This is a genomic window from Mesorhizobium sp. M0189 (assembly GCF_040322135.1).
Classification (GTDB): domain Bacteria; phylum Pseudomonadota; class Alphaproteobacteria; order Rhizobiales; family Rhizobiaceae; genus Mesorhizobium.
In genome coordinates this window covers 458,777-484,139 of sequence record NZ_JAMYSW010000002.1, presented here as the reverse complement: position 1 = coordinate 484,139, position 25,363 = coordinate 458,777, and the positions used below count along the sequence as shown (strand labels likewise).

General features: G+C 64.0%; 18 protein-coding genes. 13 read left to right on the top strand and 5 right to left on the bottom strand.

Annotated elements, in window-relative coordinates; translation table 11 throughout:
• Positions 1–55 precede the first annotated feature (55 nt).
• The 12 genes from NKJ09_RS05215 (at position 56) to NKJ09_RS05160 (ending at position 15,286) form a co-directional block, all read left to right on the top strand.
• A complete protein-coding gene (locus NKJ09_RS05215; protein WP_352762416.1) occupies positions 56–598 on the top strand; it encodes a hypothetical protein in 543 nt (180 codons plus the stop codon).
• Positions 595–915 (top strand): hypothetical protein, encoded by a 321-nt coding sequence (locus NKJ09_RS05210; RefSeq protein WP_031193328.1) that lies wholly within the window; start codon positions 595–597, stop codon positions 913–915. The genes NKJ09_RS05215 and NKJ09_RS05210 overlap by 4 nt, the downstream gene beginning before the upstream one ends.
• Positions 916–1,010: 95 nt before the next feature.
• Entirely contained in the window at positions 1,011–1,904 is an 894-nt protein-coding gene (locus NKJ09_RS05205) for a class II glutamine amidotransferase (RefSeq protein ID WP_023716765.1), read from the top strand.
• A 4-nt stretch (positions 1,905–1,908) separates the two neighbouring features.
• Positions 1,909–2,643 carry a GltB/FmdC/FwdC-like GXGXG domain-containing protein gene (locus NKJ09_RS05200; protein WP_023716764.1) on the top strand — a complete coding sequence of 245 codons (735 nt, stop codon included), beginning with the start codon at positions 1,909–1,911 and terminating at the stop codon, positions 2,641–2,643.
• A gap of 6 nt (positions 2,644–2,649) precedes the next feature.
• Positions 2,650–3,978, top strand: coding sequence for an FMN-binding glutamate synthase family protein (locus tag NKJ09_RS05195; RefSeq protein ID WP_023716763.1), 1,329 nt, complete (start codon positions 2,650–2,652; stop codon positions 3,976–3,978).
• A 34-nt stretch (positions 3,979–4,012) separates the two neighbouring features.
• A complete protein-coding gene (glnT, locus tag NKJ09_RS05190) occupies positions 4,013–5,320 on the top strand; it encodes a type III glutamate--ammonia ligase (RefSeq protein WP_023716762.1) in 1,308 nt (435 codons plus the stop codon).
• A gap of 36 nt (positions 5,321–5,356) precedes the next feature.
• Complete coding sequence (locus tag NKJ09_RS05185; protein WP_352493980.1) at positions 5,357–6,610, top strand: sarcosine oxidase subunit beta family protein; 1,254 nt, start codon at positions 5,357–5,359, stop codon at positions 6,608–6,610.
• Positions 6,611–6,626: 16 nt separating this feature from the next.
• Positions 6,627–6,902: a sarcosine oxidase subunit delta gene (locus NKJ09_RS05180; RefSeq protein WP_023716760.1), complete on the top strand. Its 276-nt coding sequence runs from the start codon at positions 6,627–6,629 to the stop codon at positions 6,900–6,902.
• Positions 6,902–9,886 carry a sarcosine oxidase subunit alpha gene (locus NKJ09_RS05175; protein ID WP_352493979.1) on the top strand — a complete coding sequence of 995 codons (2,985 nt, stop codon included), beginning with the start codon at positions 6,902–6,904 and terminating at the stop codon, positions 9,884–9,886. Before NKJ09_RS05180 ends, NKJ09_RS05175 begins: the two co-directional genes overlap by 1 nt.
• Positions 9,879–10,508 carry a sarcosine oxidase subunit gamma gene (locus NKJ09_RS05170; RefSeq protein ID WP_352493978.1) on the top strand — a complete coding sequence of 210 codons (630 nt, stop codon included), beginning with the start codon at positions 9,879–9,881 and terminating at the stop codon, positions 10,506–10,508. Before NKJ09_RS05175 ends, NKJ09_RS05170 begins: the two co-directional genes overlap by 8 nt.
• Positions 10,509–10,811: 303 nt before the next feature.
• The gene (locus NKJ09_RS05165) at positions 10,812–13,181 is read left to right on the top strand and encodes a trimethylamine N-oxide demethylase (protein WP_352493977.1); all 2,370 of its coding nucleotides are present in this window, start codon (positions 10,812–10,814) and stop codon (positions 13,179–13,181) included.
• A 395-nt stretch (positions 13,182–13,576) separates the two neighbouring features.
• Positions 13,577–15,286: a trimethylamine N-oxide permease gene (locus NKJ09_RS05160; RefSeq protein WP_352493976.1), complete on the top strand. Its 1,710-nt coding sequence runs from the start codon at positions 13,577–13,579 to the stop codon at positions 15,284–15,286.
• Between the two features lie 258 nt (positions 15,287–15,544).
• Here NKJ09_RS05160 and NKJ09_RS05155 read toward each other — a convergent pair whose 3' ends face one another.
• The 5 genes from NKJ09_RS05155 to NKJ09_RS05135 all read right to left on the bottom strand — a co-directional run bounded on the left by NKJ09_RS05155 (position 15,545) and on the right by NKJ09_RS05135 (position 24,159).
• Complete coding sequence (locus tag NKJ09_RS05155) at positions 15,545–17,032, bottom strand: aldehyde dehydrogenase family protein (RefSeq protein ID WP_023716755.1); 1,488 nt, start codon at positions 17,030–17,032, stop codon at positions 15,545–15,547.
• Positions 17,033–17,102: 70 nt separating this feature from the next.
• Positions 17,103–20,237: an efflux RND transporter permease subunit gene (locus NKJ09_RS05150; protein WP_352493975.1), complete on the bottom strand. Its 3,135-nt coding sequence runs from the start codon at positions 20,235–20,237 to the stop codon at positions 17,103–17,105.
• 208 nt (positions 20,238–20,445) lie between these two features.
• Positions 20,446–21,597, bottom strand: coding sequence for an efflux RND transporter periplasmic adaptor subunit (locus NKJ09_RS05145; protein ID WP_023716753.1), 1,152 nt, complete (start codon positions 21,595–21,597; stop codon positions 20,446–20,448).
• Between the two features lie 62 nt (positions 21,598–21,659).
• Positions 21,660–22,268 (bottom strand): TetR/AcrR family transcriptional regulator, encoded by a 609-nt coding sequence (locus NKJ09_RS05140; RefSeq protein WP_023716752.1) that lies wholly within the window; start codon positions 22,266–22,268, stop codon positions 21,660–21,662.
• A 250-nt stretch (positions 22,269–22,518) separates the two neighbouring features.
• Positions 22,519–24,159: an acyl-CoA synthetase gene (locus tag NKJ09_RS05135; protein WP_352493974.1), complete on the bottom strand. Its 1,641-nt coding sequence runs from the start codon at positions 24,157–24,159 to the stop codon at positions 22,519–22,521.
• A 188-nt stretch (positions 24,160–24,347) separates the two neighbouring features.
• Here NKJ09_RS05135 and NKJ09_RS05130 point away from each other — a divergent pair, with 188 nt between their 5' ends.
• Complete coding sequence (locus NKJ09_RS05130) at positions 24,348–25,313, top strand: sugar-binding transcriptional regulator (protein WP_352482687.1); 966 nt, start codon at positions 24,348–24,350, stop codon at positions 25,311–25,313.
• Positions 25,314–25,363: the final 50 nt, after the last annotated feature.

Sequence of the window (25,363 nt, the reverse complement as noted above, 5' to 3'; positions counted from 1 at the left end):
GCTTCGACCGCACTTGCCGCCGACGAAGCGGGACTTCGCGAAAATCATTCCCGACGTGGCCAACGTCTCGGACGGCACCGCCGGCGTCGTCACCTTCGCCGGCTCGTGGAACGGCCGGCGGGTGCAGGTACGGACCATCGTTGACACGCTGGCGATCAGGAAGCTGCCAGCGCGCTGGCTGAGCGTTTCGATCAACGAAAAAGTCGCGGTGCCAGGCACTTTCGACATGATGATGCGGCCAGGATCGCCGACGACTTTTTCCAATTTCGATCATCTCGACCATACACTGCCGAAGGCGGCGGGATTTCCAGCCGAAGCGGTGCTGCGGAGCGACCGCAAGGGCGTGCGCTTCCCTGACGCCATTATCACCGACCACCTCGATGTCTTTGTCGAGGGGCGCGCCAAGGAATTGCTGATCACGCCGAACGGCGTGCGCATCGTCTGGCTGCTGGCCGAGGCCGAGCGGGCGCGCTATGGCGTGTTCCGGCAAGCCGAATTCGGCACGGTCAGGCTCGATCCGGCGCTGGTCGAGAGGCTGCTGTCGTCGGCGTCGGCACTGCGCGATGCCATCAATCAAAGCGAACGGCAAGCGGCATGAGCAGGCAGAGCACCACCTCCCCCGCGCCACCGAACCCGTATCTGGTTCTCGGCGCCGCGATCGTCTTGCCGGCGAGCGGGCATGTCGTGCTAGGTGTGCCGGTGCGCGGCCTGCAGTTCCTGTTTTTCATGGTGATCCTGGCCTGGGTCACCGCCAAGATCGCGCCGCCGGATGCCAGCTTCATCGGCCGGCATGCCGGCGGCTTCCTGATCTATGCCCTGTCGATCCTGGATGCCTACAAGATCGCCCGCGTCCGCCATGCCAAATGGGTTCACAATGGCGGCAAGCGCAGCGATAGTGCGGCCGGCAGCGCCTGAGCCGATATATAACGACAGGAAAATTTTTTTCATACTAATTGAATTCCCGGGACTCATTCGATACATCTCCAAGGGAACAAATCTCGGAGCCTGACATGTGCGGAATCGTCGGACTGTTTTTGAAGGACAAGTCGCTTGAGCCCCAGCTTGGCGCGATGCTGTCGGAGATGCTGATCTCGCTCAGCGATCGCGGTCCCGACAGCGCCGGCATCGCCATCTATGGCGCGTCTTCCAATGAAGCCAAGATCACCATCCAGTCGGCCAAGCCGGAGCGCGATTTCCGCGGCCTCGACGCCGACCTCGCCAAGGCGATCGGCGCGCCGGTGAGCTTGGCTGCGAAGTCGACGCATGCGGTGGTCAGGACGACGCCTGCCAAGATCGACGAAGCGCGCGAGGCGATCCAGGCGCTGCGCCCCGACATCCGCATCATGGGCGCCGGCGACGTCGTCGAGATCTACAAGGAAGTCGGCTTGCCGGAAGCGGTCGTCGATCGGTTCGGCGTCCGCGAGATGACCGGCACGCACGGCATCGGCCATACCCGCATGGCGACCGAATCGGCGGTGACGACGATGGGCGCGCATCCGTTCTCGACCGGCGCCGACCAGTGCCTGGTGCATAATGGCTCGCTGTCCAACCACAACAATGTCCGCCGCGAGCTGATCCGCGAAGGCATGACATTCGAGACCGAGAACGACACCGAAGTCGCGGCCGCCTATCTCTCCTCGCAGATGGCGCATGGCAAGAACCTCGGCGAGGCGCTGGAAGGCACGCTGAGCGACCTCGACGGCTTCTTCACCTTCGTCGTCGGCACCAAGAATGGCTTCGGCGTGGTGCGCGATCCGATCGCCTGCAAGCCCGCCGTGATGGCCGAAACCGACCAGTATGTCGCCTTCGGCTCGGAATATCGTGCGCTGACCAAACTGCCCGGCATAGACAATGCGAAGGTCTGGGAACCCGAGCCCGCAACCGTCTATTTCTGGGAGCATTGATCTTATGCCGGCAATTAACCTCTCCAAGGCCGCGCGCGAGCCGGGCCAGGCATCGAGGGTCTTCGACCTGGCCGAAATGTCGCTGCGCGAGCTCAACCAGGCGCTGCACGATCTGGCTCCCGGTTCGAACGAGACCGCCTGGGAGGTACTGCATCCGCGCGGCAGCCATTCGGTCGCCGTCGGCGTCGACCAGCCGGTCGCCATCGATGTCCGCGGCAGCGTCGGCTATTATTGCGGCGGCATGAACGACGGCGGCACCATCACCGTGCATGGTTCGGCCGGGCCCGGCGTTGGCGAAAACATGATGTCCGGCCAGATCGTCGTCAAAGGCGATGCCAGCCAGTATGCCGGCGCCACCGGCCGGGGCGGGCTGCTGGTCATCGAAGGCAATGCGTCGTCGCGCTGCGGAATCTCGATGAAAGGCATCGACATCGTCGTCCACGGCAATATCGGCCACATGTCGGCCTTCATGGCGCAATCCGGCAACCTCGTGGTGCTGGGCGATGCCGGCGATGCGCTCGGCGATTCCATCTACGAGGCGCGGCTCTTCGTGCGCGGCAAGGTCGAAAGCCTCGGCGCCGACTGCATCGCCAAGGAGATGCGGCCCGAACACCTGGAATTGCTGCAAAACCTGCTCGACCGTGCCGGCGTGACCGGCGTCAAGGCGGCGGAGTTCAAGCGCTACGGTTCGGCGCGCACGCTTTACAATTTCAATATCGACAACGCCGATGCGTATTGAGGCAGCATGACCTATCGCAACCCGCCGACGACGCCGCGCAAATCCGCGACCTTCGACGACTATACGCTTTCCGAGATCCGCCGCGCCGCGGCGACCGGCATCTATGATATCAGGGGCGCCGGCGCCAAGCGCAAGCTTCCGCATTTCGACGACCTTCTGTTCCTCGGCGCTTCGATCTCGCGCTATCCGCTCGAAGGCTATCGCGAGCGCTGCGACACCAGCGTCGTGCTCGGTTCGCGCTATGCGAAGAAACCGATCGAGCTGAAGATCCCGATCACCATTGCTGGCATGAGCTTCGGCTCGCTGTCCGGTCCGGCCAAGGAAGCGCTCGGCCGCGGGGCGACGCTGTCCGGCACCTCGACCACCACCGGCGACGGCGGCATGACCGAGGAAGAGCGCGGCCATTCGAAGACGCTGGTTTACCAGTACCTGCCGTCGCGCTACGGCATGAACCCCCGCGATCTGCGCCGCGCCGATGCGATCGAGGTGGTCGTCGGCCAGGGCGCCAAGCCCGGGGGCGGCGGCATGCTGCTCGGCCAGAAGATTTCCGACCGCGTTGCCGAAATGCGCACGCTGCCGAAAGGCATCGACCAGCGCTCGGCCTCGCGCCACCCCGACTGGACCGGGCCGGACGACCTCGAGATCAAGATCCTCGAACTGCGCGAAATCACCGATTGGGAAAAGCCGATCTACGTCAAGGTCGGCGGCGCGCGGCCCTATTATGATACCGCGCTTGCCGTGAAATCGGGCGCCGATGTCGTCGTCGTCGACGGCATGCAGGGCGGCACGGCGGCAACCCAGGAAGTGTTCATCGAAAATGTCGGCCAGCCGACGCTTGCCTGCATCAGGCCGGCTGTGCAGGCGCTGCAGGATCTCGGCATGCACCGCAAGGTGCAGCTGATCGTCTCCGGCGGCATACGCAACGGCGCCGACGTCGCCAAGGCGCTGGCGCTCGGCGTCGACGCGGTGTCGATCGGCACGGCAGCGCTTGTCGCGCTCGGCGACAATGACCCGCGCTGGGAAGCGGAATACAACGAGCTCGGCACCACCGCCGGCGCCTATGACGACTGGCATGAGGGACGCGACCCGGCCGGCATCACCACGCAGGATCCCGAGCTAATGAAACGGGTCGATCCGATTGCGGCCGGACGACGGCTGGCGAACTATCTTAAGGTAATGACACTTGAGGCTCAGACAATCGCCCGCGCCTGCGGCAAGAACAGCCTGCACAATCTCGAGCCCGAGGATCTTGTCGCCTTGACGATCGAAGCCGCCGCCATGGCCGGCGTGCCGCTGACCGGCACCAACTGGATACCGGGCAAGAACGGCTTCTAAGACAAACCAAAATGCCAGTAAGCGAGGAATTATAATGGGGAACGATCTCGCCGCCTTCGCCAAGGAGAAGGGCGTCAAATATTTCATGATATCCTACACCGACCTGTTCGGCGGGCAGCGTGCCAAGCTGGTGCCGTCGCAGGCGATCGCCGACATGCAGCGGGACGGCGCCGGCTTTGCCGGCTTTGCTACCTGGCTCGACCTGACGCCGGCGCATCCCGACATGCTGGCCGTGCCGGATCCGGATTCGGTGATCCAGTTGCCGTGGAAGCCCGAAGTCGCCTGGGTCGCCGCCAACTGCATGATGGACGACAAATCGGTCGAGCAGGCGCCGCGCAACACGCTGAAGCGGCTGATCGCCGAGGCCGCCGGCGACGGCATGCACATCAAGACCGGCGTCGAGGCCGAGTTCTTCCTGATCTCGCCGGACGGCAAGACGATTTCCGACGAATACGACACGGCGTCGAAGCCCTGCTACGACCAGCAGGCGGTGATGCGCCGCTACGACGTCATCGCCGAGATCTGCGACCATATGCTGGCGCTCGGCTGGGGCGCCTACCAGAACGACCATGAGGACGCCAACGGCCAGTTCGAGATGAACTGGGCCTTCGACGATGCTCTGGCGACCGCCGACAAGCATTCCTTCTTCAAATTCATGGTGAAATCCGTTGCCGAAAAGCACGGGCTGCGCGCGACCTTCATGCCGAAGCCGTTCCAGGGCCTGACCGGCAATGGCTGCCATGCCCACATCTCGGTTTGGGACAGGGACGGCAAGACCAATGTCTTTGCCGACAATGCGATGGAACTCGGCCTGTCGGCCAAGGGCAGGAATTTCCTCGGCGGCATCATGAAACATGCTTCCGCGCTTGCCGCCATCACCAACCCGACGGTCAATTCCTACAAGCGCATCAACGCACCGCGCACCATCTCCGGCGCCACCTGGGCGCCGAACACCGTGACCTGGACCGGCAACAACCGCACCCACATGGTGCGCGTGCCCGGCCCCGGCCGCTTCGAGCTGCGCCTGCCCGACGGCGCGGCAAACCCCTATCTGCTGCAGGCCGTGATCATCGCCGCCGGGCTCGACGGTGTCCGCTCGAAGGCCGATCCCGGCCGGCGCTACGACATCGACATGTACCAGTTCGGCCATACGGTCGAAGGGGCGCCGAAGCTGCCGCTCAACCTGCTCGACGCATTGCGCGAGTTCGACAACGACAAATCGCTCAAGGCGGCGCTGGGTGAGGAATTCTCGTCGGCCTATCTAAAGCTCAAGCAACAGGAATGGAATTCCTATGCTTCCCACTTCACCCAGTGGGAGCGCGACCACACGCTCGACATCTGATCCGGAATTGTTGCACGCCCGGCGCGAAACAGGTTCATGAAATACTCGATCTTCTCCCTCGCCCGGGCGGCATTTTCCGGCCATAAGAACTGGCAGCGTACCTGGCGCGACGCCAGCCCGAAGAGCCACTACGACGTGGTGATTATCGGCGGCGGCGGCCATGGACTGGCGACGGCATGGTTCCTCGCCAGCGAGTACGGCATCAGGAATGTCGCGGTGCTGGAAAAAGGCTGGATCGGCTCCGGCAATGCCGGCCGCAACACCACCATCATCCGCTCCAATTACGGGCTGCCCGGCAATACCGGCTTCTACGAGCTGTCGATGAAGCTGTGGGAACGGATGGAGCAGGACCTCAACTACAACACCATGGTCAGCCAGCGCGGCGTCATCAATCTCTACCATTCCGACGCGCAGCGCGACGCCTACGCACGGCGCGGCAACACCATGCGCATCAACGGCATCGATGCCGAACTGCTCGATCTGACGGCGGTCAGGAAGATGATGCCGTTCCTGAACTTCGACAACGCACGTTTCCCGGTGCAGGGCGGCCTCTTGCAGCGACGCGGCGGCACGGCACGACACGATGCCGTGGTCTGGGGCTATGCGCATGCGGCGAGCGCGCTCGGCGTCGACATCATCCAGAATTGCGAGGTGACCGGCTTTGTCCGCGACGGCAACGGCAAGGTGACCGGCGTCGAGACGAGCCGCGGCAAGATCGGTGCGGCCAAGGTCGGCATGGCGGTCGCCGGCTCCTCGTCGCGCGTCGCGGCGATGGCCGGCATGCGGCTGCCGATCGAAAGCCATGTGCTGCAGGCCTTCGTCTCGGAGGCGATCAAGCCGCTGATCCCCAATGTCATGACCTTCGGCGCCGGCCATTTCTACGTCAGCCAATCCGACAAGGGCGGCCTGGTCTTCGGCGGCGACATCGACGGCTACAATTCCTACTCCCAGCGCGGCAATCTGCCTGTCATGGAGGACGTCTGCGAGGGCGGCATGGCGCTGATGCCGATGATCGGCCGCGTGCGGCTGCTGCGCCAGTGGGGCGGCATCATGGACATGTCGATGGACGGCTCGCCGATCATCGACAAGACGCCGGTCGACGGGCTCTATCTCAATGCCGGCTGGTGCTATGGCGGCTTCAAGGCGACGCCCGGCTCCGGCTTGATCTTTGCCCATCTTCTGGCGCGCGACGAGCCGCACAAGGAGGCGGCGCGCTTCCGCCTCGACCGCTTCCGGCGAGGTGCGATGATCGACGAAAAGGGCCAGGGCGCCCAACCGAACCTGCATTGAAGGCTGGCTGAAGAGCATGCGCATTGTCTGTCCCTTCTGCGGCGAACGCGAACTCGGCGAGTTCACCTATCTGGGCGACGCCAGGCCGGTGCGTCCGGCGGCCGGCTCCTCCGAAGACGAGGTCTTCGACTATGTCTATCTGCGCGACAATGTCGCCGGGCCGATGAGCGAATACTGGTATCATGGCGGCGGCTGCCGGGCCTGGCTGAAGGTCGCCCGCAACACGCTGACGCACGAGATTTCGTCGGTCGAGCCGGCTGCGGGCGTTGGCGCCGCCAAGGTGGGCGCCTGATGGTTGGCCCTGCGCAGAGACACCGGCTGGAGAGCGGCGGTCTCATCGATCGCGCCGCGCCGCTGAGCTTCCGCTTCGACGGCAAGAGCTTTGCCGGCTTCCAAGGCGACACGCTGGCCTCGGCGCTGATTGCCAATGGCGTCAAGTTGATCGGCCGATCGTTCAAATACCATCGCCCGCGCGGCATCCTGACCGCCGGGTCGGAGGAGCCCAACGCGCTGGTCGAACTGCGCAGCGGAGCGCGGCGCGAGCCGAACACCAAGGCGACCACGGCCGAACTTTACGACGGGCTCGAGGCCGCCAGCCAGAACCGCTGGCCGTCGCTGCGCCACGATCTGATGGCGGTCAACCAGCTGTTTGCGCCGATCTTCGTCGCCGGCTTCTACTACAAGACCTTCATGTGGCCGGCGAAATTCTGGGAAGCGGTCTACGAACCGGCGATCCGCCGAGCCGCCGGTCTCGGCCGCGCCGCCGGCGTCGCCGATCCCGACCATTACGACAAGGCGTGGGCGCATTGCGACGTGCTGATCGCCGGCTCCGGCCCGGCCGGGCTCGCGGCGGCATTGGCGGCCGGGCGCAGCGGCGCCCGTGTCATCCTGTGCGAGGAAGATTTTGCGTTCGGCGGCCGTCTGCTTGCCGACGGCGGCACCATCGACAGCCTGCCGGCGGCCGAATGGATTTCGCGCACGCTGGCCGAACTCGCAGCACTCCCCGATGTCCGCATCATGAACCGCACGACATTGTTCGGCGTCTATGATGGCGGCACCTATGGCGCGATCGAGCGGGTCAATGACCACCTGCCCTCCCCGCCAGAGCACCAAGTGCGCCAAAGGCTATGGCGGATCGTGGCTAGGCGCTGCGTCGTTGCCGCCGGCGCCATCGAGCGGCCGATCGTGTTTGCCGGCAACGACACGCCCGGCGTGATGATGGCTTCGGCGATGCGGACCTATGTCGCGCGCTACGCGGCAGCGCCGGCAAAGAGGATCGCGCTGTTCACCAACAATGCGGATGGCTGGCGCACGGTCGAGACCGCGCTCGCCGCCGGATTGCAGATCGCGGCGGTCGTCGATGCGCGCCCGGACGTCTCCGCCGCACATCGCGCGCTCGCCGCCAAGGCCGGCTTTCCGGTGCTCAGCGGCTCGGTCAACGGGGTCGAAGGCGGCAAGGCCGGCGTCCGGAAAATCGCGATCTCGCTGACCGGCGGCGCACGTGCGGAAGTCGAAGCCGACGGGCTTGCCGTCTCCGGCGGCTGGAATCCGGCGGTCGGGCTGACCTCCTACCATCGCGGCCGGCCGAAATGGCAGGACGACATCGCAGCCTTCGTCCCGGACGGTGCGCCTCCGGGCATGATGGCCGCAGGCGCCGCCAACGGCGCCTTCGGGTTGGGCGACTGCCTGCGCCAGGGCTTTGCCGCAGGAGCGGCGGCAGCACAGAGGGCCGGGCGCAGCGGCAATGCCGGCACATCGCCGGTTGCCGACAGCGAGGCGTTTTCGCTAACGCCGCTCTGGCATGTCGCCGGCAAAGGGAAAGCCTTCGTCGATTACCAGCATGACGTGACCGCGTCCGACATCGAACTGGCGCAGCGCGAAGGCTTCGAGTCGATCGAGCATCTGAAGCGCTATACGACGCTCGGCATGGCCACCGACCAGGGCAAGACCTCGAACGTCGCCGGCCTCGCCCTCATGGCTGCGTTGTCAGGCAAATCCATTCCCGAGACCGGCACGACGATCTACCGCCCGCCCTATGTGCCGGTCGCTATCGGCGCCTTCGCCGGCCATCATCGCGACGAGAATTTTCATGCGACACGGTTGACGCCGTCGCATCACTGGGCAGCCGAACAAGGCGCGGTGTTCGTCGACACCGGCCTGTGGAAGCGCGCGCAATGGTACCCGCGCGCCGGCGAAAAGGACTGGCTGGAATCGGTCACCCGCGAGGTCAAGGCGGTGCGCTCCGGCGTCGGCTTCTGCGACGTCTCGACGCTCGGCAAGATCGACGTGCACGGTCCGGATGCCGGCGCCTTCCTCGACCGCGTCTACATCAACACCTTTTCCAATCTTGCCGTCGGCAAAGCCCGCTACGGGCTGATGCTGCGTGAGGACGGCATCGTCTATGACGACGGCACCACATCGCGGTTGGCCGAGGACCATTATTTCCTGACCACCACGACCGCCAAGGCCGGGCTGGTGATGCAGCATCTCGAATTCTGCCGCCAGGTGCTATTTCCTGAGTTCGACGTGCAGCTCACCTCCGTCTCCGACCAGTGGGCGCAATTCTCGATCGCCGGGCCGAAGACCCGGGACCTGCTCCGGGAAATCGTCGATCCGGCCGAGGATCTGTCGAATGAGGGTTTTCCGTTCATGGGCGCGCGCGAGGTATCGCTTCGCGGCGGCACCAGGGCGCGGCTGTTCCGCATCTCGTTCTCCGGCGAGATGGCCTTCGAGATTTCGGTTCCCGCCCGCTACGGCGACGCGCTGGTGCGCAATTTGATGCTGGCCGGGAAGCCATTCGGCGTTACGCCCTACGGCACCGAGGCGCTCGGCGTCATGCGCATCGAAAAGGGCCATGTCGCCGGGCCGGAGCTGAACGGCACGACGACGGCCGCCGACCTCGGCCTCGGCAAGATGATGTCGACCAAGAAGGATTTCATTGGCCGCGTCATGGCCGGGCGCGAGGCGCTGGTCGCGCCGGACCGGCAGGTCGTCGTCGGGATCAAGCCGGTCGACAAGACGCGCCGCCTGCGTTCCGGCGCGCATATTATCCCGAAGGGCGAGACGCCCGGTCCCGCCAACGACCAGGGCTACGTCACCTCGGTCTGCTTCTCGCCGGTGCTCGACCAGTGGATCGGGCTTGGCCTGGTCGAGCGCGGCCGCGAGCGCATCGGCGAGATCGTCCATGCGCATGACCCGCTGCGCGGCGAGGACTACGATGTCGAGCTGTGCAGCCCCGTCTTCTACGATCCGGATGGAGGGCGCCAGCGTGGTTGAGTTGTCCTGGATTGCCCGCAGTCCGCTGGAGAAAGCGCTCGTCGTCGGCGCCCATGGCGCGCGCGGCACCGAGGCCGGCGTTTGGCTGACGGAAATCCGCAATTTCGACCTGATCCAGGTGATGGCGCGGCGCGGCAAAACGGCGGAGCTGGCAAAAGCTGCCCAGGCCCGTTTCGACGTTGCCGCACCGGAAACGCCCAAGGCGGTCCAAGTTCCCGACGCTACGCTGATCTGGTCGGGACCGGATCAGTTCCTCGTCCTGTCGAAAGGCGCCAAGCACGCGATCGAACCGCTGAGCCAGGCGTTCTCGCAATCCGCCTCGCTGTCGGACCAGTCGCATGCCCGCCTCCTGATCAGCGTTTCGGGAGAAAAGGCGCGCGCGATGTTGGCCAAACTGTCGTCGTTAGACCTGCACCCGGCGGCGTTCCCGGCCGGCACCGCTGCCGCGACATCGATCGACCATACCAGCGTCAATCTATGGCGCGGCCATGACCGGCCGGATAGGCAGGCGGTGTTCAATCTCCTGGTGTTCGCGACGTTTGCCGAAAGCCTGTGGCACACGATGCTCGATGCCGCCGCGGAGTATGGCGTCGACATCGGGCATTCCGAGGAATTGGGATAGCCTTGGCGCGTCTTCCCTTCTCCCCTTGTGGGGTCCGAAGGACGGGACGAGACCCGTGGCTCGCCCCAGGGCGGTGGATCGGCGCGCAGCGCCGAGACGGATGAGGGGTGTTCCAGCGGAGTGAGAGGCTGGCGTTCCCTGGAACACCCCTCATCCGTCGCCTTCGGCGACACCTTCTCCCCCAAGGGGAGAAGGGGGAGCTTGTGCCACCTTCACCTTGCCAACTCCGGCTCTTCTGCCCTATTCTTCCCGCTAAAATAATTTCACGCACAGGCAAACTTGTTTCTCGAAACCAGGGTTGAGATGAGCCAGTCGCCCTACCCCGTAATCGCCGCCGGACCGCCCCGGCCGAGTCTGATCCTGCGGCCAGGCCAGATCGCGCTGCCGGCCGGGATGGAGCGCTATTCGGTTCAGGGCAATGGCGCGGTGCTGATAGAGGTCGAGGCCGGCGACAGCATCACTGTGCGCAATATCGAGGGCGGGCAGGCCTGCGAGCTGCTGGTATGGGACAGCACCGGCGTAACCGATCCCGGTATTCTCGGCGAAAAATCGAACAGCAATGCCGCCGGCATTAAGGCGCTGCTGGCCGATAGCGACGATAGCCTCGCTTCCTTGCGCCGAGGCCTCGAACGTCGCCAGGTACAGCTAGATCAGGCAAAGGCGGTCCGCGTCTTCGGCGGCTCCACCCCTGCCGGCACCGAACAGAGCTTTGCGATCGCCCGCGACGGCTCGATGCTCGTCGCTGCACCCGGCGGTCCGATGCTGGTCGACGGCCACGATACCGCAACGCCGCTCAGCGTCATCCTGCGCCGCGCCACGATCCGTCCAGCTGCGAAGTCGCGGCTTGCCGACCCGCTGGCCGATCCGGTGCTCGATCTGCGCGTCCATTCGGCGACGGCGGAAGCCTATTTCGTCAAAGCCGGCGACTATCTGCAGATCATCGATGTCGACGGGCGCCAATGCACCGACTTCCAGTGCTTTTCGGCGCGCAAGCTGGACAAGGGCCGCGATCATCCGCTCGACGTGACGACGACGCGCACGCTGATGGGTTCGAGCTATCCGATGCCCGGGCTGCACTCGAAATATTATGACCAGGACATGGAGCCGCTGGTCGAGGTTATCCAGGACACTTGCGGCCGCCACGATGCATTCGCGCTCGCCTGCGCTGCCAAATATTACGACGACATCGGCTATCCCGGCCATCCCAACTGCTCGGAGAATTTCAACCGCGCGCTGGCCGACAAGGGCGTGACGCCCCGCGCCGGCTGGATGGCGATCAACTTCTTCTTCAACACGGCCATCGACGCGTATGGCGTCGTGGTTTCCGACGAGCCGTGGTCGCGGCCGGGCGACTATGTGCTGCTGCGGGCGCTGACCGACATCGTCTGCGTCTCGTCCGCCTGCCCCGACGATACGACGCCGGCCAATGGCTGGAACCCGACCGACATCCATGTGCGGACCTATTCCGGCCAGCACAAATTCTCGCGAGCGATCGCCAGACGCATGACGCCCGATTCGGAACCGAAAATGACCCGCGAGACCGCCTTTCATTCGAGCTTTGCCAAGCACACCCGCAACTTCGTCGAGTACAAGGGTTATTGGCTGGCCAATTCCTTCGCCAAGCAAGGCCCGATCGGCGAATACTGGGCCTGCCGGCAGGATGCAGTGATCATGGACCTGTCGCCGCTGCGCAAGTTCGAGATCACCGGCCCGGATTCGGAAGCGCTGCTGCAATACACGCTGACCCGCGACATCAGGAAGCTCGGCGTCGGCCAGGTCGTCTATTCCGCCATGTGCTACGAGCATGGCGGCATGATCGACGACGGCACGCTGCTTCGGCTCGGCAAGGATAATTTCCGCTGGGTTGGCGGCGACGATCTATCCGGCGAATGGCTGCGCGAAACGGCGACGAAACTCGGCCTTACCGTGCTGGTGCGTTCATCGACCGACCAGATGCACAATGTCGCCGTGCAGGGACCGAAAAGCCGCGACATTCTCAGGCAGATCATCTGGACCTCGCCGCTGCAGCCGTCGATCGACGAGCTCGAGTGGTTCCGCTTTGCCGTCGCCCGCATCGGCGGCGGCAACGGCATTCCCGTCGTTGTCTCGCGCACCGGCTACACCGGCGAGCTCGGCTACGAGATCTGGTGCCATCCGCGCGACGCGGAAAAGGTGTTCGACGCCATCTGGGAGGCTGGCCAGCCGCACGGCCTGAAGCCGATGGGACTGCAGGCGCTCGACATGGTGCGCATCGAGGCCGGGCTGATCTTTGCCGGCTACGAGTTCTCCGACCAGACCGATCCGTTCGAGGCCGGCATCGGCTTCACCGTGCCGCTGAAGACCAAGAGCGACGATTTCATCGGCCGCGAGGCGCTGATCCGACGCAAGGAAAATCCGCAGAAGAAGCTGGTCGGCCTCGACATCGACGCCAATGTCGCGGTCGGCCACGGCGATTGCGTGCATGTCGGTCGCGCCCAGATCGGCGTCGTCACCTCCGGCATGCGCTCGCCGGTGCTGAACAAGACCATCGCGCTGGCCAGGCTCGACGTCACCCATTCGGCGATCGGCACCGAGGTCGAGATCGGCAAGCTCGACGGCCACAGCAAGCGGCTGCCGGCGCGCGTCGTCGCCATTGCCCACTACGATCCGCAGAAGACCAGGCCGCGCTCCTGATCGACGCTGCCCGGTTCTTCCCTTCTCCCCTTGTGGGAGAAGGTGGATTGGCGCGCAGCGCCAAGACGGTTGAGGGGCGCTGGACGAAGTGCGGTTTTGCCAAGCTGGAACACCCCTCATCCGACCGAGCTACGCTCGGCCACCTTCTCCCACAAGGGGAGAAGGAAAGACCGCACCCGTTGGCAGCGCCAACGAAGCTCGACTGTTTCACAAGCGCAATGTGCACAGCGTCACAAACCGCTTGACGTGAAAGCGCGTTGGGTCAATCTTCACTGCTAAGAATAAAATACTACTGAGCGGAAAACGCCTGGGCAGTTCAACGTGAGCGTCGATGACGCCTCGCGAGATTGCGGCTGTTGCCGATGGGGAACATCAAAAATGGGGAATTCGCGTAAATGAGCACGATAGTCACCACCCTGGTGCCGCCTGCCGAAGGGCAGCTGCACCGAAACATCGATTGGCGCGGCGCCTTTTGGGTGGCAAGCGGCGTTCCGGCCCTTGTCCTGTTTTCGATCGGCGGCATTGCCGGCACCACCGGAACGCTGGCCTTCATGATCTGGACCGCATCCATGATCATGGGCTTCCTGCAATCCTTCACCTATGCGGAAATCGCCGGCCTGTTCCCGAACAAGTCCGGCGGCGCCTCGGTCTATGGCGCCACCGCGTGGCTGCGCTATTCGAAATTCATCGCGCCGCTTTCGGTGTGGTGCAACTGGTTCGCCTGGTCGCCGGTGCTGTCGCTCGGCTGCTCGATCGCCGCCGCCTATATCCTCAATGCGCTGGCGCCGGTGCCGCTGTTCACCGACACTTCGCCGGAAGTCGCCGCCTATATCGCGGCCCATGCCGGAACCAGCGCCGCCGACGCCATCACCGCGGGCACCACTGCGGCGACGCCGGCGATCCGCAACTGGACGCTTTACGGTCATACGCTTGGCCCGGTTTCCTTCACCTTCAATGCCACCTTCTTCATCGGCGCGGTGCTGATGCTGATCATCTTCTCCATCCAGCATCGCGGCATCCTTGGCACCGCCAACGTGCAGAAATATATCGGCCTGCTCGTCATCATCCCGATGCTGATCGTCGGCGTGGTGCCGATCGTCACCGGCCAGATCGACTGGGCAAACTTTTCGCCGCTGGTCCCGCTCGCGGCAGCCTACGCGCCGGAGCCCGGCGCGTGGAACATCGCAGGCTGGACGCTCGTTCTCGGCGGCATGTTCATCGCGGCATGGTCGACCTACGGTTTCGAGACCGCCGTCTGCTACACCTCCGAGTTCAAGAACCCGGGCACCGATACCTTCAAGGCGATCTTCTATTCCGGCCTTCTGTGCATGCTGCTGTTCATCCTGGTGCCGTTCACCTTCCAGGGCGTGCTCGGCTTGAACGGCATGCTGGCGACGCCGATCGTCGACGGCTCCGGCGTTGCCGATGCGCTGGCTGGCATGGTCGGCGGCGGACAGCTGATCCACAGCCTGCTGGTCATGCTGATGATCCTGGCGCTGGTGCTCTGCATCATGACGGCGATGGCCGGCTCTTCGCGCACGCTCTACCAGGGTTCGGTCGACGGCTGGCTGCCGCGCTACCTCAGCCACGTCAACGAGCACGGTGCGCCGACGCGGGCGATGTGGACCGACTTGATCTTCAACCTGATTGTGCTGGCCATCGCTTCGGCCGACGCGACGAGCTTCTTCTTCATCCTCGCCGTGTCGAATTGCGGCTACATCATCTTCAACTTCCTCAACCTCAATGCCGGCTGGATCCACCGCATCGACAATGGCCACATTGCGCGGCCATGGAAGGCGCCGAGCTGGCTGCTCGGCCTCGGCGCTATCTTTGCCTATGTCAACGCGGTCTTCATGGGCGCCGGCGCCAAGGTCTGGAACCCGATGGCATTGTGGGCCGGGCTGATCACGGCCGCCTTGATCATCCCGGTGTTCTGCTTCCGGCACTACATCCAGGACAAAGGCAAGTTCCCCGACCACATGCTGGCCGATCTCGGCATGAACTCGTCCGACCTCGCAGTGCGAAAGGCGGGCATGCTGCCCTACCTGACGCTGATCGCCGGCGTCGCGGTGATGCTGCTCGCCAACTGGCTGTTCGTCATCTGAGGCTTGCCTTGAGAGCAATTCCAGGAAAAGGTGTGAACGGTTTTCCGGCCGGAATTGCCTCAAAACAAAAAATAGAGCGGTTCGGCGTTTCCGTGAAACGATGAACCGTTCTACGGATTGGGCGCGCGATGCGCGCTCGATCGCTTGCATTTTGTTCTTGCTTTGTGCCGGCAGCTATGCTACTAATCCCGCCATGGTGCTGATTCGCCCCGAGACCCGCCGCTGAGGCGGGTTTTTCGTTTCTGGGCCTATTCTGGCTCAATCGATCTTGATGAACACGCCCTTGGTGTTGAGATATTCGTCAAGGTGTTCGGCGCCGCCCTCGCGGCCGTAGCCGCTCATCTTGTAGCCGCCGAAGGGCACGGCCGGATCGATGGCGTGATAGGTGTTGACCCAGACCGAGCCGGCGCGGATCTTTTGCGACAGCCGGTGGGCGGTGGCGAGATTTTGGGTGAAGACCCCTGCAGCCAGGCCGTAAGGCGTGTTGTTGGCCCGCTCGACCGCCTCGTCCAGCGTATCGAACGGCAAGGCTGAAATCACCGGCCCGAAGATCTCCTCGCGCGCGATCTTCATATCGTCCGAGACGCCGGCAAAGACAGTCGGCGCGACGAAATTGCCGGCGGCAAGCGCGCCTTCCACAAGCCGGGTGCCTCCGGTGACGAGTTTCGCCCCTTCTGCAGTACCGGCCTCGAGGTAACCGGTGACCCGTTGCAACTGCTTTTCGGAGACGAGCGGGCCGATCTCGGTCGCCGGGTCGATGCCGTCGCCGACCCTGAGACCCTTGGCGTATGCCGCGAGACGCTCGATGAACTCGTCATGGACCGCGCGTTCGACGAAAAGGCGCGAACCGGCGATGCAGATCTGGCCGGAATTGGCGAACACCGACATCGCGGCCACCGGCACCGCTTTGTCGAGATCGGCATCGGCGCAGACGATGACCGGCGACTTGCCGCCAAGCTCCAGCGAGACGCGCTTGAGGTTGCCGGCCGAGGCGCGCACGATCGACTGGCCGGTCGCCGTCGAGCCGGTGAAGACGATTTTGTCGACGCCCATGTGCTCGGCGAGTGCGGCGCCCGCCTCGGTGCCGGTGCCGGTGACGATGTTGACGACGCCTTCCGGGACGCCGGCCTCGTTCATGATGTCGGCGATCAGCAGTGGCGTCAGCGGCGCCTCTTCCGATGGTTTCAGCACGATGGTACAGCCGGTCGCCAGCGCCGGGCCGATTTTCCAGATCGACGCGGCGGTCGGCGCGTTCCAGGGAATGATGGCGCCGACGACGCCGACCGCCTCCTTGCGGGTGAAGGAGACGATTTCGCCGGGCAGCGAGTTCTCGATCGTCTCGCCGTGCAGCGCCGTCGCCATGCCGGCATAATAGCGCAGCATGCCGATGACGCGGTTGCGATTGGCGCGGGTGCGCACGATCGGCATACCCATGTCGGTGGTGTCGGAGAGGCTGATCTCTTCCCAGTTCTTTTCGAAGAGATCGGCGATCCTCAGCAGCAGTACCTGCCGCTCGTAAGGTTTGAGCCGGCTCCACGGTCCCTCGAACGCCTTGCGGGCGGCAGTCACCGCCAAGTCGATGTCGAGGCGGTCTCCGCGCGGCACCGTGGCGATGACCGCGCCGGTGGCAGGATTGCGGGTCTCCATGGTCCGGCCGGAGCGGGCATCGACCCAGCCACCGCCGATGAACATCTGGCGATGGCGTCCGTCGATCGGCAGCCGCAGCGGTGCCTGAGCTATGGTCATGACGGTCCTCCTCCGGCACCTACGCCTGGTGGGCGGATTAAACCGCCGGAGGTCACATTTGCCAACAGCTCTATTCGGCCGCCAGGGCCAGTTGCGGCCTTTCGTTCTTTTCTTCCGTCTCGGCCGGCTGCTCCACCACCTTCTTGGGCTCCCGGCCGAAGAACAGCGCGTAGGCTGCCGGCAGGACAAGGATGGTCAGCACCGTGGCGACCAGGATGCCGCCCATCATGGCATAGGCGAGCGGCCCCCAGAAGACGCCGCGCGAGATCGGGATCAGCGCCAGCACCGCCGTCAGCGCCGTCAGCACGATCGGCCGGAACCGGCGAACGGCCGAGCCGATGATGGCCTCGGAGCGCTCCACGCCGGCGGCGATGTCCTGGTCGATCTGATCGACCAGGATGATCGAGTTTCGCATGATGATGCCGAGCAGGGCGATAACACCGAGGATGGCGACGAAGCCGAACGGCGCACCGCTGATCAAAAGTGCCGCCGCCGCACCGATGATGCCGAGCGGACCGGTCGCCAGCACCAGCATCGCCTTCCCGAAATGCTGCAGCTGGATCATCAGCAGCACGACGATGACCGCCAGCATGACTGGAGCTTTCGCCGCAATCGAGGCCTGGCTTTCGGCCGCATCCTCGGCGCCGCCCTGGATCTCGATCTTGTAGCCGGGTGCGAGGCCGGCGCGCAGGCCCGACATCTCGCCATACATTTTCATGGCGACATCGTTCGGCTGCACGCCATCCGGCAGCGTGGCGCGTACGCTGATGGTCGGCAAGCGGTCGCGCCGCCATTCGACGCCTTGCTCCAGCACCGGGACAATCTTGGCGACCTGCGACAGCGGCACGGAGCCACCGAAATCCGTCGGGATATAGACGGAATCGACCGCCGACAGCAGGTGACGGCTTGCCTCCGGTTCGCGGGCGACGATCGAAACCGTCTCCTCGCCGTCGCGGAAGTCATCGAGCGGCGCTCCCGACATGGTCGCCTGCAGCATCTGGCGGATGCGCTGCGAGGTGACGCCGAGCGCACGGGCGCGATCCTGGTCGATCACCAGCTTCATCGCCGGCACCGGCTCCAGCCAGTCGTCGTGGATGGCGCCGAGCAGCGGATTTGCCTGGAACTTCGCCTTCACCTCGTCGGCGATGCGGCGCACCTCCTGGCGATCCGGACCCATGACGCGCATCTGCACCGGCCAGCCGGTCGGCGGACCAAGGAACAGGCGGTCGACCTTGGCGCGGATCGACGGGAAATCCTCGGCCAGGATGGTGCGCAGCTTGACAATCAGCCGCTCGCGGGCCGGTTCGTCATTGGCCATCACCAGAAGCTGGGCGAAATTCGGATTGCGAAGCTGCTGGTCGAGCGGCAGGAAGAAACGCGGCGCGCCTTCGCCGATATAGGTGGCGATGAAGCGCTTGTCCTTGTCGTCCATCATCCTGGCTTCGAGCGCCTTGGCCTGTGTCTCGACTTCCTTGATGCTGGTGCCTTCCGGCAGCCAGAGGTCGACAAGGATTTCCGGGCGCGACGATTGCGGGAAGAAATTCTGCGGGATGAACTGGAACGCCCACAGGCTGGTGGCAAAGGTCATCATCGTCATCACCAGCACGATGATGCGATGGCGCACGGCCCAGGTCACGGTCGAGCGAAGGCGACGGTAGAAGCCCGTGTCGAAGACATCGTGATGGCTGCCGGCGTGCTTGCGCTGCTTCAGGATCATGTGGCCGAGCCATGGCGTGAAATAGACCGCCGCGAACCAGGACACGACCAGCGCGATACCGACGACGTAGAACAGGGTGCGCACATATTCGCCGGCCGTCGAGGCGGCGAAACCGACGGGGATGAAGCCGGCCGTGGTGATCAGCGTGCCGGTCAGCATCGGGAAGGCGGTCGAGGAATAGGCGAAGCTCGCCGCCTCGACCTTGACCAAGCCTTCCTCGAGCTTTCGCTCCATCATTTCGACGACGATCATCGCGTCGTCGACCAAGAGGCCAAGGGCGATGATCAGCGCGCCGAGCGAGATGCGCTGCAGGTCGATGCCGAGCTCGTACATGATGGCGAAGGTGGCGGCCAGGACCAGCGGAATGACGATCGCGATCACCAGACCCGAACGCCAGCCGATCGACAGGAACGAGACGACAAGCACGATCAGCAGCGCTTCACCGAGCGCTTCCATGAACTCGGCCACCGCATCCTTGACGACTTCCGGCTGGTCGGAGACCTGGTCCACCGACACGCCATAGGGCAGCGCCTCCTCGAAGCGCTTGTAGGTCGCTTCGACGTCCTTGCCGACGTCGGTGACGTTGAAGCCCTTGGCCATGACGACGCCGAGCTGGACGCTGTCATGGCCGTTGAAGCGGTATTTGCGCTGATAAGGGTCCTCGAGGCCGGAGGTCACGGTGGCGATGTCGCCGAGGCGCGTCACCTGGTTGCCGGCCCGCAGCCGAAGCTCGCGAATGTCGGCCGCCCTGGCCACGTCGCCTTCGACCGAGATGCGCACCGAACGCTGGCCGGTGTCGACCGAACCTGCCGGGTCGACATTGTTCTGGCCCCTGATCGCATTCTGCAGGTCGGTCAGCGTCAGGCCGCGTTCGGCAAGCACCTTGGATGAAACGTCGATGTAGAGCTTTTCCGGCTGGTCGCCGATGATCACGGCTTTCTCGACGCCGGGCGTCGTCAGCAGCATGTCGCGTGCCTGGATGGCGAATTTCTTCAGCTCGGGATAGCCGTAGCCATCGCCGCTGATCGAATGCAGGGTGATGAATGTGTCGCCGAATTCGTCGTTGAAGTAGGGCCCGAGCAAGCCCTGCGGCAGTTCATTCGAGATATCGCCGACCTTCTTGCGCACCTGATAGAACGCATCCGCGACCTGCGCGGGACTGGTGTCGCCCTTGACCTGCAAGGTGATGATGGCGCTGCCGGCGCGGGTGTAGGAGCGGACGAAATCGAGATGCGGCGTTTCCTGCAGCTTGCGCTCGATCTTGTTGACGACCTGGTCCTCCATCTCCTTGATCGAGGAGCCCGGCCAGATCGCCTGGACGACCATGACGCGGAAGGTGAAATCGGGATCTTCCTTCTGGCCCATGCGCATCAGGCCGAGCGCACCGGCGACGATGATAAGCCCGAACAGGAAGCGGGCAATGCTCGGATGGCCGATTGCCCAGCGCGAAAGATTGAAAGACCGCTTTTCAGTGGTGTCGGTGGTCATCGGCGTCAGTCCGTTTCAATTTGATCAACAGAGCACGCGCTTTCGCATGCCCAAGGAACTTCCGATGTGGGCTTCCGAGCGGCGAGGCTTTCCGAGTTGAGAGATCTACATCGCGGTGGGACACGAGGATCGATGTGGGGGTTACATCGACCTGAGATCTCGAAAATCGGGGGCGCCTGCCGCCCGGAAACCGTGAATTGCCTGGCCGTCAGCGCAAGCGCCTTGCGGCGTCATCATCGGCCGAGGCCGACTGTTGTGCTGCATCACCGGTAAGCTTGACTTTCAGATTCTCGGTCATGAACTGCGTGCCGGCAGCGACGACCACATCGCCCGGCTTCAGCCCGTCGGCGACACTGACGCCGTCAGGCGTGAAGGCGGCGACCTTGACCGGATGCGCATGAACGGTACCGCCACTGCGGTCGACGGTCCAGACGATCGATTGGCTGTCCTTTTGTGCCAATGCGCTCAGCGGGATCGACACCAGCTGCTGCCGGTTGCCCGCCGCGGCTTCGATGGAGGCCGTCATGCCAAGCAGCACGTTCGGATCGTTGGGCAGGCTGACGCGAACGGCAAAGGTGCGCGACTGCGGATCGGCGCTGCCGGCGACTTCGCGGACCTTGCCTTCGAGCGTCAGCGCCTCATCGGACCAGAAACCCGCCTTGACGGTCTTGCCCGGCTTGAACTCGGCGATATCGGTTTCGGGAACAGCGATCAGGACTTCCTTCTCGCCGTCGATGGCAACGGTCACCACCGGCGTGCCTGAGCCGACCACCTGGCCGACATCGGCGGCAACGGCGGTGACGATGCCATTCTTGTCCGCCTTGAGATCGGTATAGCGGACCTGGTTCTGTGCCTGGGCAAGCTGCGAGCGGGCGGAGTCGCGCGTGGCGACCGCCTGATTGTAACTGAGCGTCGCCTGCTCGAGCTGCGACTTCGGTGCGAAATTCTTGGCGTAGAGCTGTTCGGCGCGCTTGCGCGTAAGCTCGACTGTCTCGACCTGACGGTCGGCGGCATCGAGGCTGGCCTGGGCGCTTCTCACCGAAAGCTCGTAGTCGGTGGGATCGATGCGGGCGAGAACGTCGCCGGGCTTGACGCGGTCACCGATGTCGACAAGGCGCTCGGTGATCTTGCCGTTGATGCGAAAGCCGAGATTCATCTCGGTGCGGGCGCGCACCGATCCGGAATAGGAGAGCTGACGGGTATCGCTCGCCTTGGCGATCTCGACCACCTTGACCGGGCGGATGATCTCCTTGACCTCGGCTTTCTCCTGCGAGCAGCCGGCGAGGCCGAGAGCGGCAACGACAATCAGTGCCAGGCCGGCGGCCGGTAGCCTGTAGGTGATGGACTTGGACAAAGACACTTTTCGTACTCCCGAACTGTGGGGATGAATTGCCGACATCACCGCCCGACGGGCGGCAACGGTCATTTCTTCAAGGCTCTGATGGCAAACTCGGTAAGCTCGTCCGGCGTCGCCCGGTTCTTCTTGGCGAGGCATTGGGCCATCATCTGCGGATGACAGAGGCTGATAATAGCAGCGCCGAAACACCTGGACGCGATCACCGGATCCTGATCGACGAACTCGCCGGTGGCGATGCCCTCGCGGATCACTTCCGCGACCAATTCGTGGATGCTGTCGATGTGCTTTTCGATGACATGCCAATCGCGTTCGATGGCGACGATGACCATCTCGTGCACTTTCTCCTGGTCGATCATGGTCTCGAGCGTCCACTGATAGTGCGTATGCACATAGCGGCGGAGCTTCTCGCTGGCGGTGCCGGGACCATGGCAGGCTTCGTAGGTCAACCGGTAGCAGGTGGCGAGCATACGGCCGCAAACCGCCTGGTGAATTTCCACCTTGGAGGCGAAGAAGCGATAGATGTTGGCGGTCGACATGCCAAGTTCGCGCGCTATGTCGGCGACGTTGGTCTTGCCGTAGCCGTAGTGGCGGAACAATCGCTCCGCGCAATCCAGGATGCGCGTGACATTTTCCTGGCGGGCGGAATCGGCGGTGGTGTCTAAGGTTTCAAGCATCTCGTTGGCCAAAATTTACGACTGACGAATTTAGAATTTCGTCACTCGTAAATTGAAAACCATCACCTGTCAAGACATGATTTCGGCCAGCTGACGCCGCTGATGACAGATGGTGACATCTCTGGACGGAGTTGGCCCATGAAGCGCATGTGGTTCCCGCCGGGCGCGCCTGCAACACCGCGCGTCTTTTTGAACGCACAGGATTTTGAAATGATGCCTCCCGAAATCGGTTCCGTTTTCGGGTCAGGCGCTAAGGCTGCTTCGCCATCTCCCGCAGCCGGAACTTCTGGATCTTGCCCGTCGAAGTCTTAGGGATTTCTGCAAAGATCACCGCTTTCGGCACCTTGAAGCGGGCGAGCAGCGCGCGGCAGTGCTCAATGATTTCGGCCTCGGTCGCCGCCTTGCCCGGCTTCAACTCGACATAGGCGACCGGCACCTCGCCCCATTTGTCGTCGGATCGGGCGACAACGCCGCAAGAAGCGACGGCAGGATGCTTGTAGAGTGCCTCCTCGACCTCGATCGAGGAGATGTTTTCGCCGCCGGAGATGATGATGTCCTTGGAACGGTCCTTGAGCTGGACGTAGCCATCCGGGTGCATGACGCCGAGGTCGCCCGAATGGAACCAGCCGCCGGCAAAGGCCTCATCGCTCGCCTTGCGGTTCCTGAGATAGCCCTTCATGACGATATTGCCGCGGAACATCACCTCGCCGATCGTCTCGCCGTCGGCCGGCGTCTCTTGCATCGTCTGCGGGTCCATCACCGTCAGGCCTTCGAGCGCGGCATAGCGTACGCCTTGCCTGGCCTTCTTTGCCACCCTCGCCCCTTTCTCCAGCCGGTCCCAATCGCCATGCCATTCGTTGACGACGGCCGGGCCATAGGTTTCGGTCAGGCCGTAGAGATGGGTGACGGCAAAGCCCGCATCGGCCATGCCCGACAGCACCGCCTCGGGCGGCGGCGCCGCGGCGGTGTTGAAGGTGACGGTCTGCGGGAACTGCCGCTTGTCCTCGTCCCTGGCGTTGATCAGCACCGACATGACTATGGGTGCACCGCAGAGATGGGTGACGCCGTGATCAGCGATGGCGTCGTAGATCGGCTTCGGCCGCACCCAGCGCAGGCAGACATGGGTGCCAGCCTGCACGGCAAGCGTCCAGGGAAAGCACCAGCCGTTGCAGTGGAACATCGGCAACGTCCAGAGGTAGACCGGGTGCTTGCCCATGCCGGCATGGATGGTGTTGGCATAGGCCATCAGTGCCGCGCCGCGGTGGTGGCAGACGACGCCCTTCGGATTGCCTGTCGTGCCGGAGGTGTAGTTGAGCGATATGGCGTCCCATTCGTCGTCCGGCATCGACCAGGCGAAATCCTCGTCGCCGCCGGCGACAAACGCCTCGTAGTCGAGCGTGCCGATCCGCAGGCCCTTGGCATAGGGCGCGTCGGCGGCGTAATCGGGATCGTCGTAGTCGATCACCAGCGGCTTGACCTTGGCCAGCGTCAGCGCTTGTCGAACCACGCCGGCGAATTCGCGGTCGACGATCAGCACCTTGGTTTCGGCATGCTCGAGCTGGAAGGCAATGACCGCGGCGTCGAGGCGGGTGTTGAGCGAATGCAGCACCGCCTTGGTCATCGGCACGCCGAAATGCGCTTCCAGCATCGGCGGCGTGTTGGACAGCATGACGGTAACGGTGTCGCCCCTGCCGATGCCGCGCTTCGCCAGCGCCGAGGCAAGCCTCAGCGAGCGCTTCCAGAAATCGCGATAGGTCGTGCGCTGGCGGCCATGGATGATGGCGGTCTGGTCGGGAAAGGTTTTTGCCGCCCGTTCAAAATAGGTCAGCGGCGTCAGCGGCTGGTGGTTGGCCGGGTTCCGGTCGAGGTCCTGTTCATAGGGATTGCCCATCCCGTCCTCCGCAATGTGTTCGTCGAGAACTTTAGCTACCGGCTTCCGGCCCGTCACCACCAACGATGCCATCATAGACCGCGCTTGGCACAAGAATGGTCTAGATTCGGCGAGCGCAAGGGCATCTATGCCTTCCTCCCAATTTGACTTTTGTCGAGAGCCGTGACTAATGTCAGCGAGGAGATGGTATGGCGATCCGACCGGCAGAACAGCTTATCCACAAGGCCGCCTGGCTTTACTATGCACACGGCCTGCGCCAGGACCAGGTGGCCAGCCAACTCAAGATTTCCCGTGCCTCGGTGGCCATGTATCTGCGCAAGGCGCGCGAGACCGGCATCGTCAACATCTCCACCTCGACCCAGCTTTTCACCGACGACGTGCTGGCACGCAAGCTGGAAGACGCGCTTAAGCTCGACGCGGTCTGGATCGCGCCGGAAAACGGCTATGTCGCCGATCCGTCGACCGACATCGCGGTGCTGGCGGCAAGCGTCTTTCTTGAGTTGGTCAGGAAGGGCGACCGTATCGGCGTCGCCTGGGGGCGGACCATCTACACGATCGCCGACATCATGTCCTATGCCGACCTGCAGGACGTGACGGTGGTGCAGCTCTGCGGCAATCTGGGAGCACCCTATTCGTACCGGCCGGACCAATGCACCATGGAAATCGCGCGCCGGCTCAATGCCAAGGGGCTGAATTTTTACGCGCCGCTGGTGCTGACGACGGAAGAACTGGCACGCGGCCTGCGCGCCGAACCGGTGATCCGCGAGCAGTTGTCGGGTATCGGTGACTGCGACCTGGCGCTATACTCGGTTGGCTCGGTGGATACCGACAGCCATCTGGTCAAATGCGGCGCGCTGACGCCAAGCGAAATGGCTGCATTGCGCAAGGCGGGTGCAGCCGGCGTCATTGCCGGGCAGATCATCGATACCGAAGGCCAGGCGCTCGACTGCAGCTACAACCGCCGGCTGATTTCGGCAGAGCTGTCATCGCTGCGCCAGATCGAAAAGCGCCTTGTGGTGGTGCAGGAAGAGAGCAAGTTCGAACCGCTCGTCGCGGCGATCGCCGGCGGGCTCTGCACCCATCTCGTCGTCGGCGCGCGCATGGCGCGACGGCTGCTCGACCATGCCGGAGCAGTAGCAGAAAAGGTCGCCTGATACCTAGTTTCAGTCGCCGACGCATTGTCATCAGGGCGTCGCGGCATTCC

Coding starts and splice junctions, on each gene's coding strand:
- NKJ09_RS05165 (WP_352493977.1), top strand. CDS start 10,812: ATGAGCCAGTCGCCCTACCCCGTAATCGCCGCCGGACCGCCCCGGCCG.
- NKJ09_RS05155 (WP_023716755.1), bottom strand. CDS start 17,032: ATGACCATAGCTCAGGCACCGCTGCGGCTGCCGATCGACGGACGCCAT.
- NKJ09_RS05140 (WP_023716752.1), bottom strand. CDS start 22,268: ATGCTTGAAACCTTAGACACCACCGCCGATTCCGCCCGCCAGGAAAAT.
- NKJ09_RS05195 (WP_023716763.1), top strand. CDS start 2,650: ATGACCTATCGCAACCCGCCGACGACGCCGCGCAAATCCGCGACCTTC.
- NKJ09_RS05150 (WP_352493975.1), bottom strand. CDS start 20,237: ATGACCACCGACACCACTGAAAAGCGGTCTTTCAATCTTTCGCGCTGG.
- NKJ09_RS05200 (WP_023716764.1), top strand. CDS start 1,909: ATGCCGGCAATTAACCTCTCCAAGGCCGCGCGCGAGCCGGGCCAGGCA.
- glnT (WP_023716762.1), top strand. CDS start 4,013: ATGGGGAACGATCTCGCCGCCTTCGCCAAGGAGAAGGGCGTCAAATAT.
- NKJ09_RS05175 (WP_352493979.1), top strand. CDS start 6,902: ATGGTTGGCCCTGCGCAGAGACACCGGCTGGAGAGCGGCGGTCTCATC.
- NKJ09_RS05210 (WP_031193328.1), top strand. CDS start 595: ATGAGCAGGCAGAGCACCACCTCCCCCGCGCCACCGAACCCGTATCTG.
- NKJ09_RS05180 (WP_023716760.1), top strand. CDS start 6,627: ATGCGCATTGTCTGTCCCTTCTGCGGCGAACGCGAACTCGGCGAGTTC.
- NKJ09_RS05160 (WP_352493976.1), top strand. CDS start 13,577: ATGAGCACGATAGTCACCACCCTGGTGCCGCCTGCCGAAGGGCAGCTG.
- NKJ09_RS05205 (WP_023716765.1), top strand. CDS start 1,011: ATGTGCGGAATCGTCGGACTGTTTTTGAAGGACAAGTCGCTTGAGCCC.
- NKJ09_RS05185 (WP_352493980.1), top strand. CDS start 5,357: ATGAAATACTCGATCTTCTCCCTCGCCCGGGCGGCATTTTCCGGCCAT.
- NKJ09_RS05130 (WP_352482687.1), top strand. CDS start 24,348: ATGGCGATCCGACCGGCAGAACAGCTTATCCACAAGGCCGCCTGGCTT.
- NKJ09_RS05135 (WP_352493974.1), bottom strand. CDS start 24,159: ATGGGCAATCCCTATGAACAGGACCTCGACCGGAACCCGGCCAACCAC.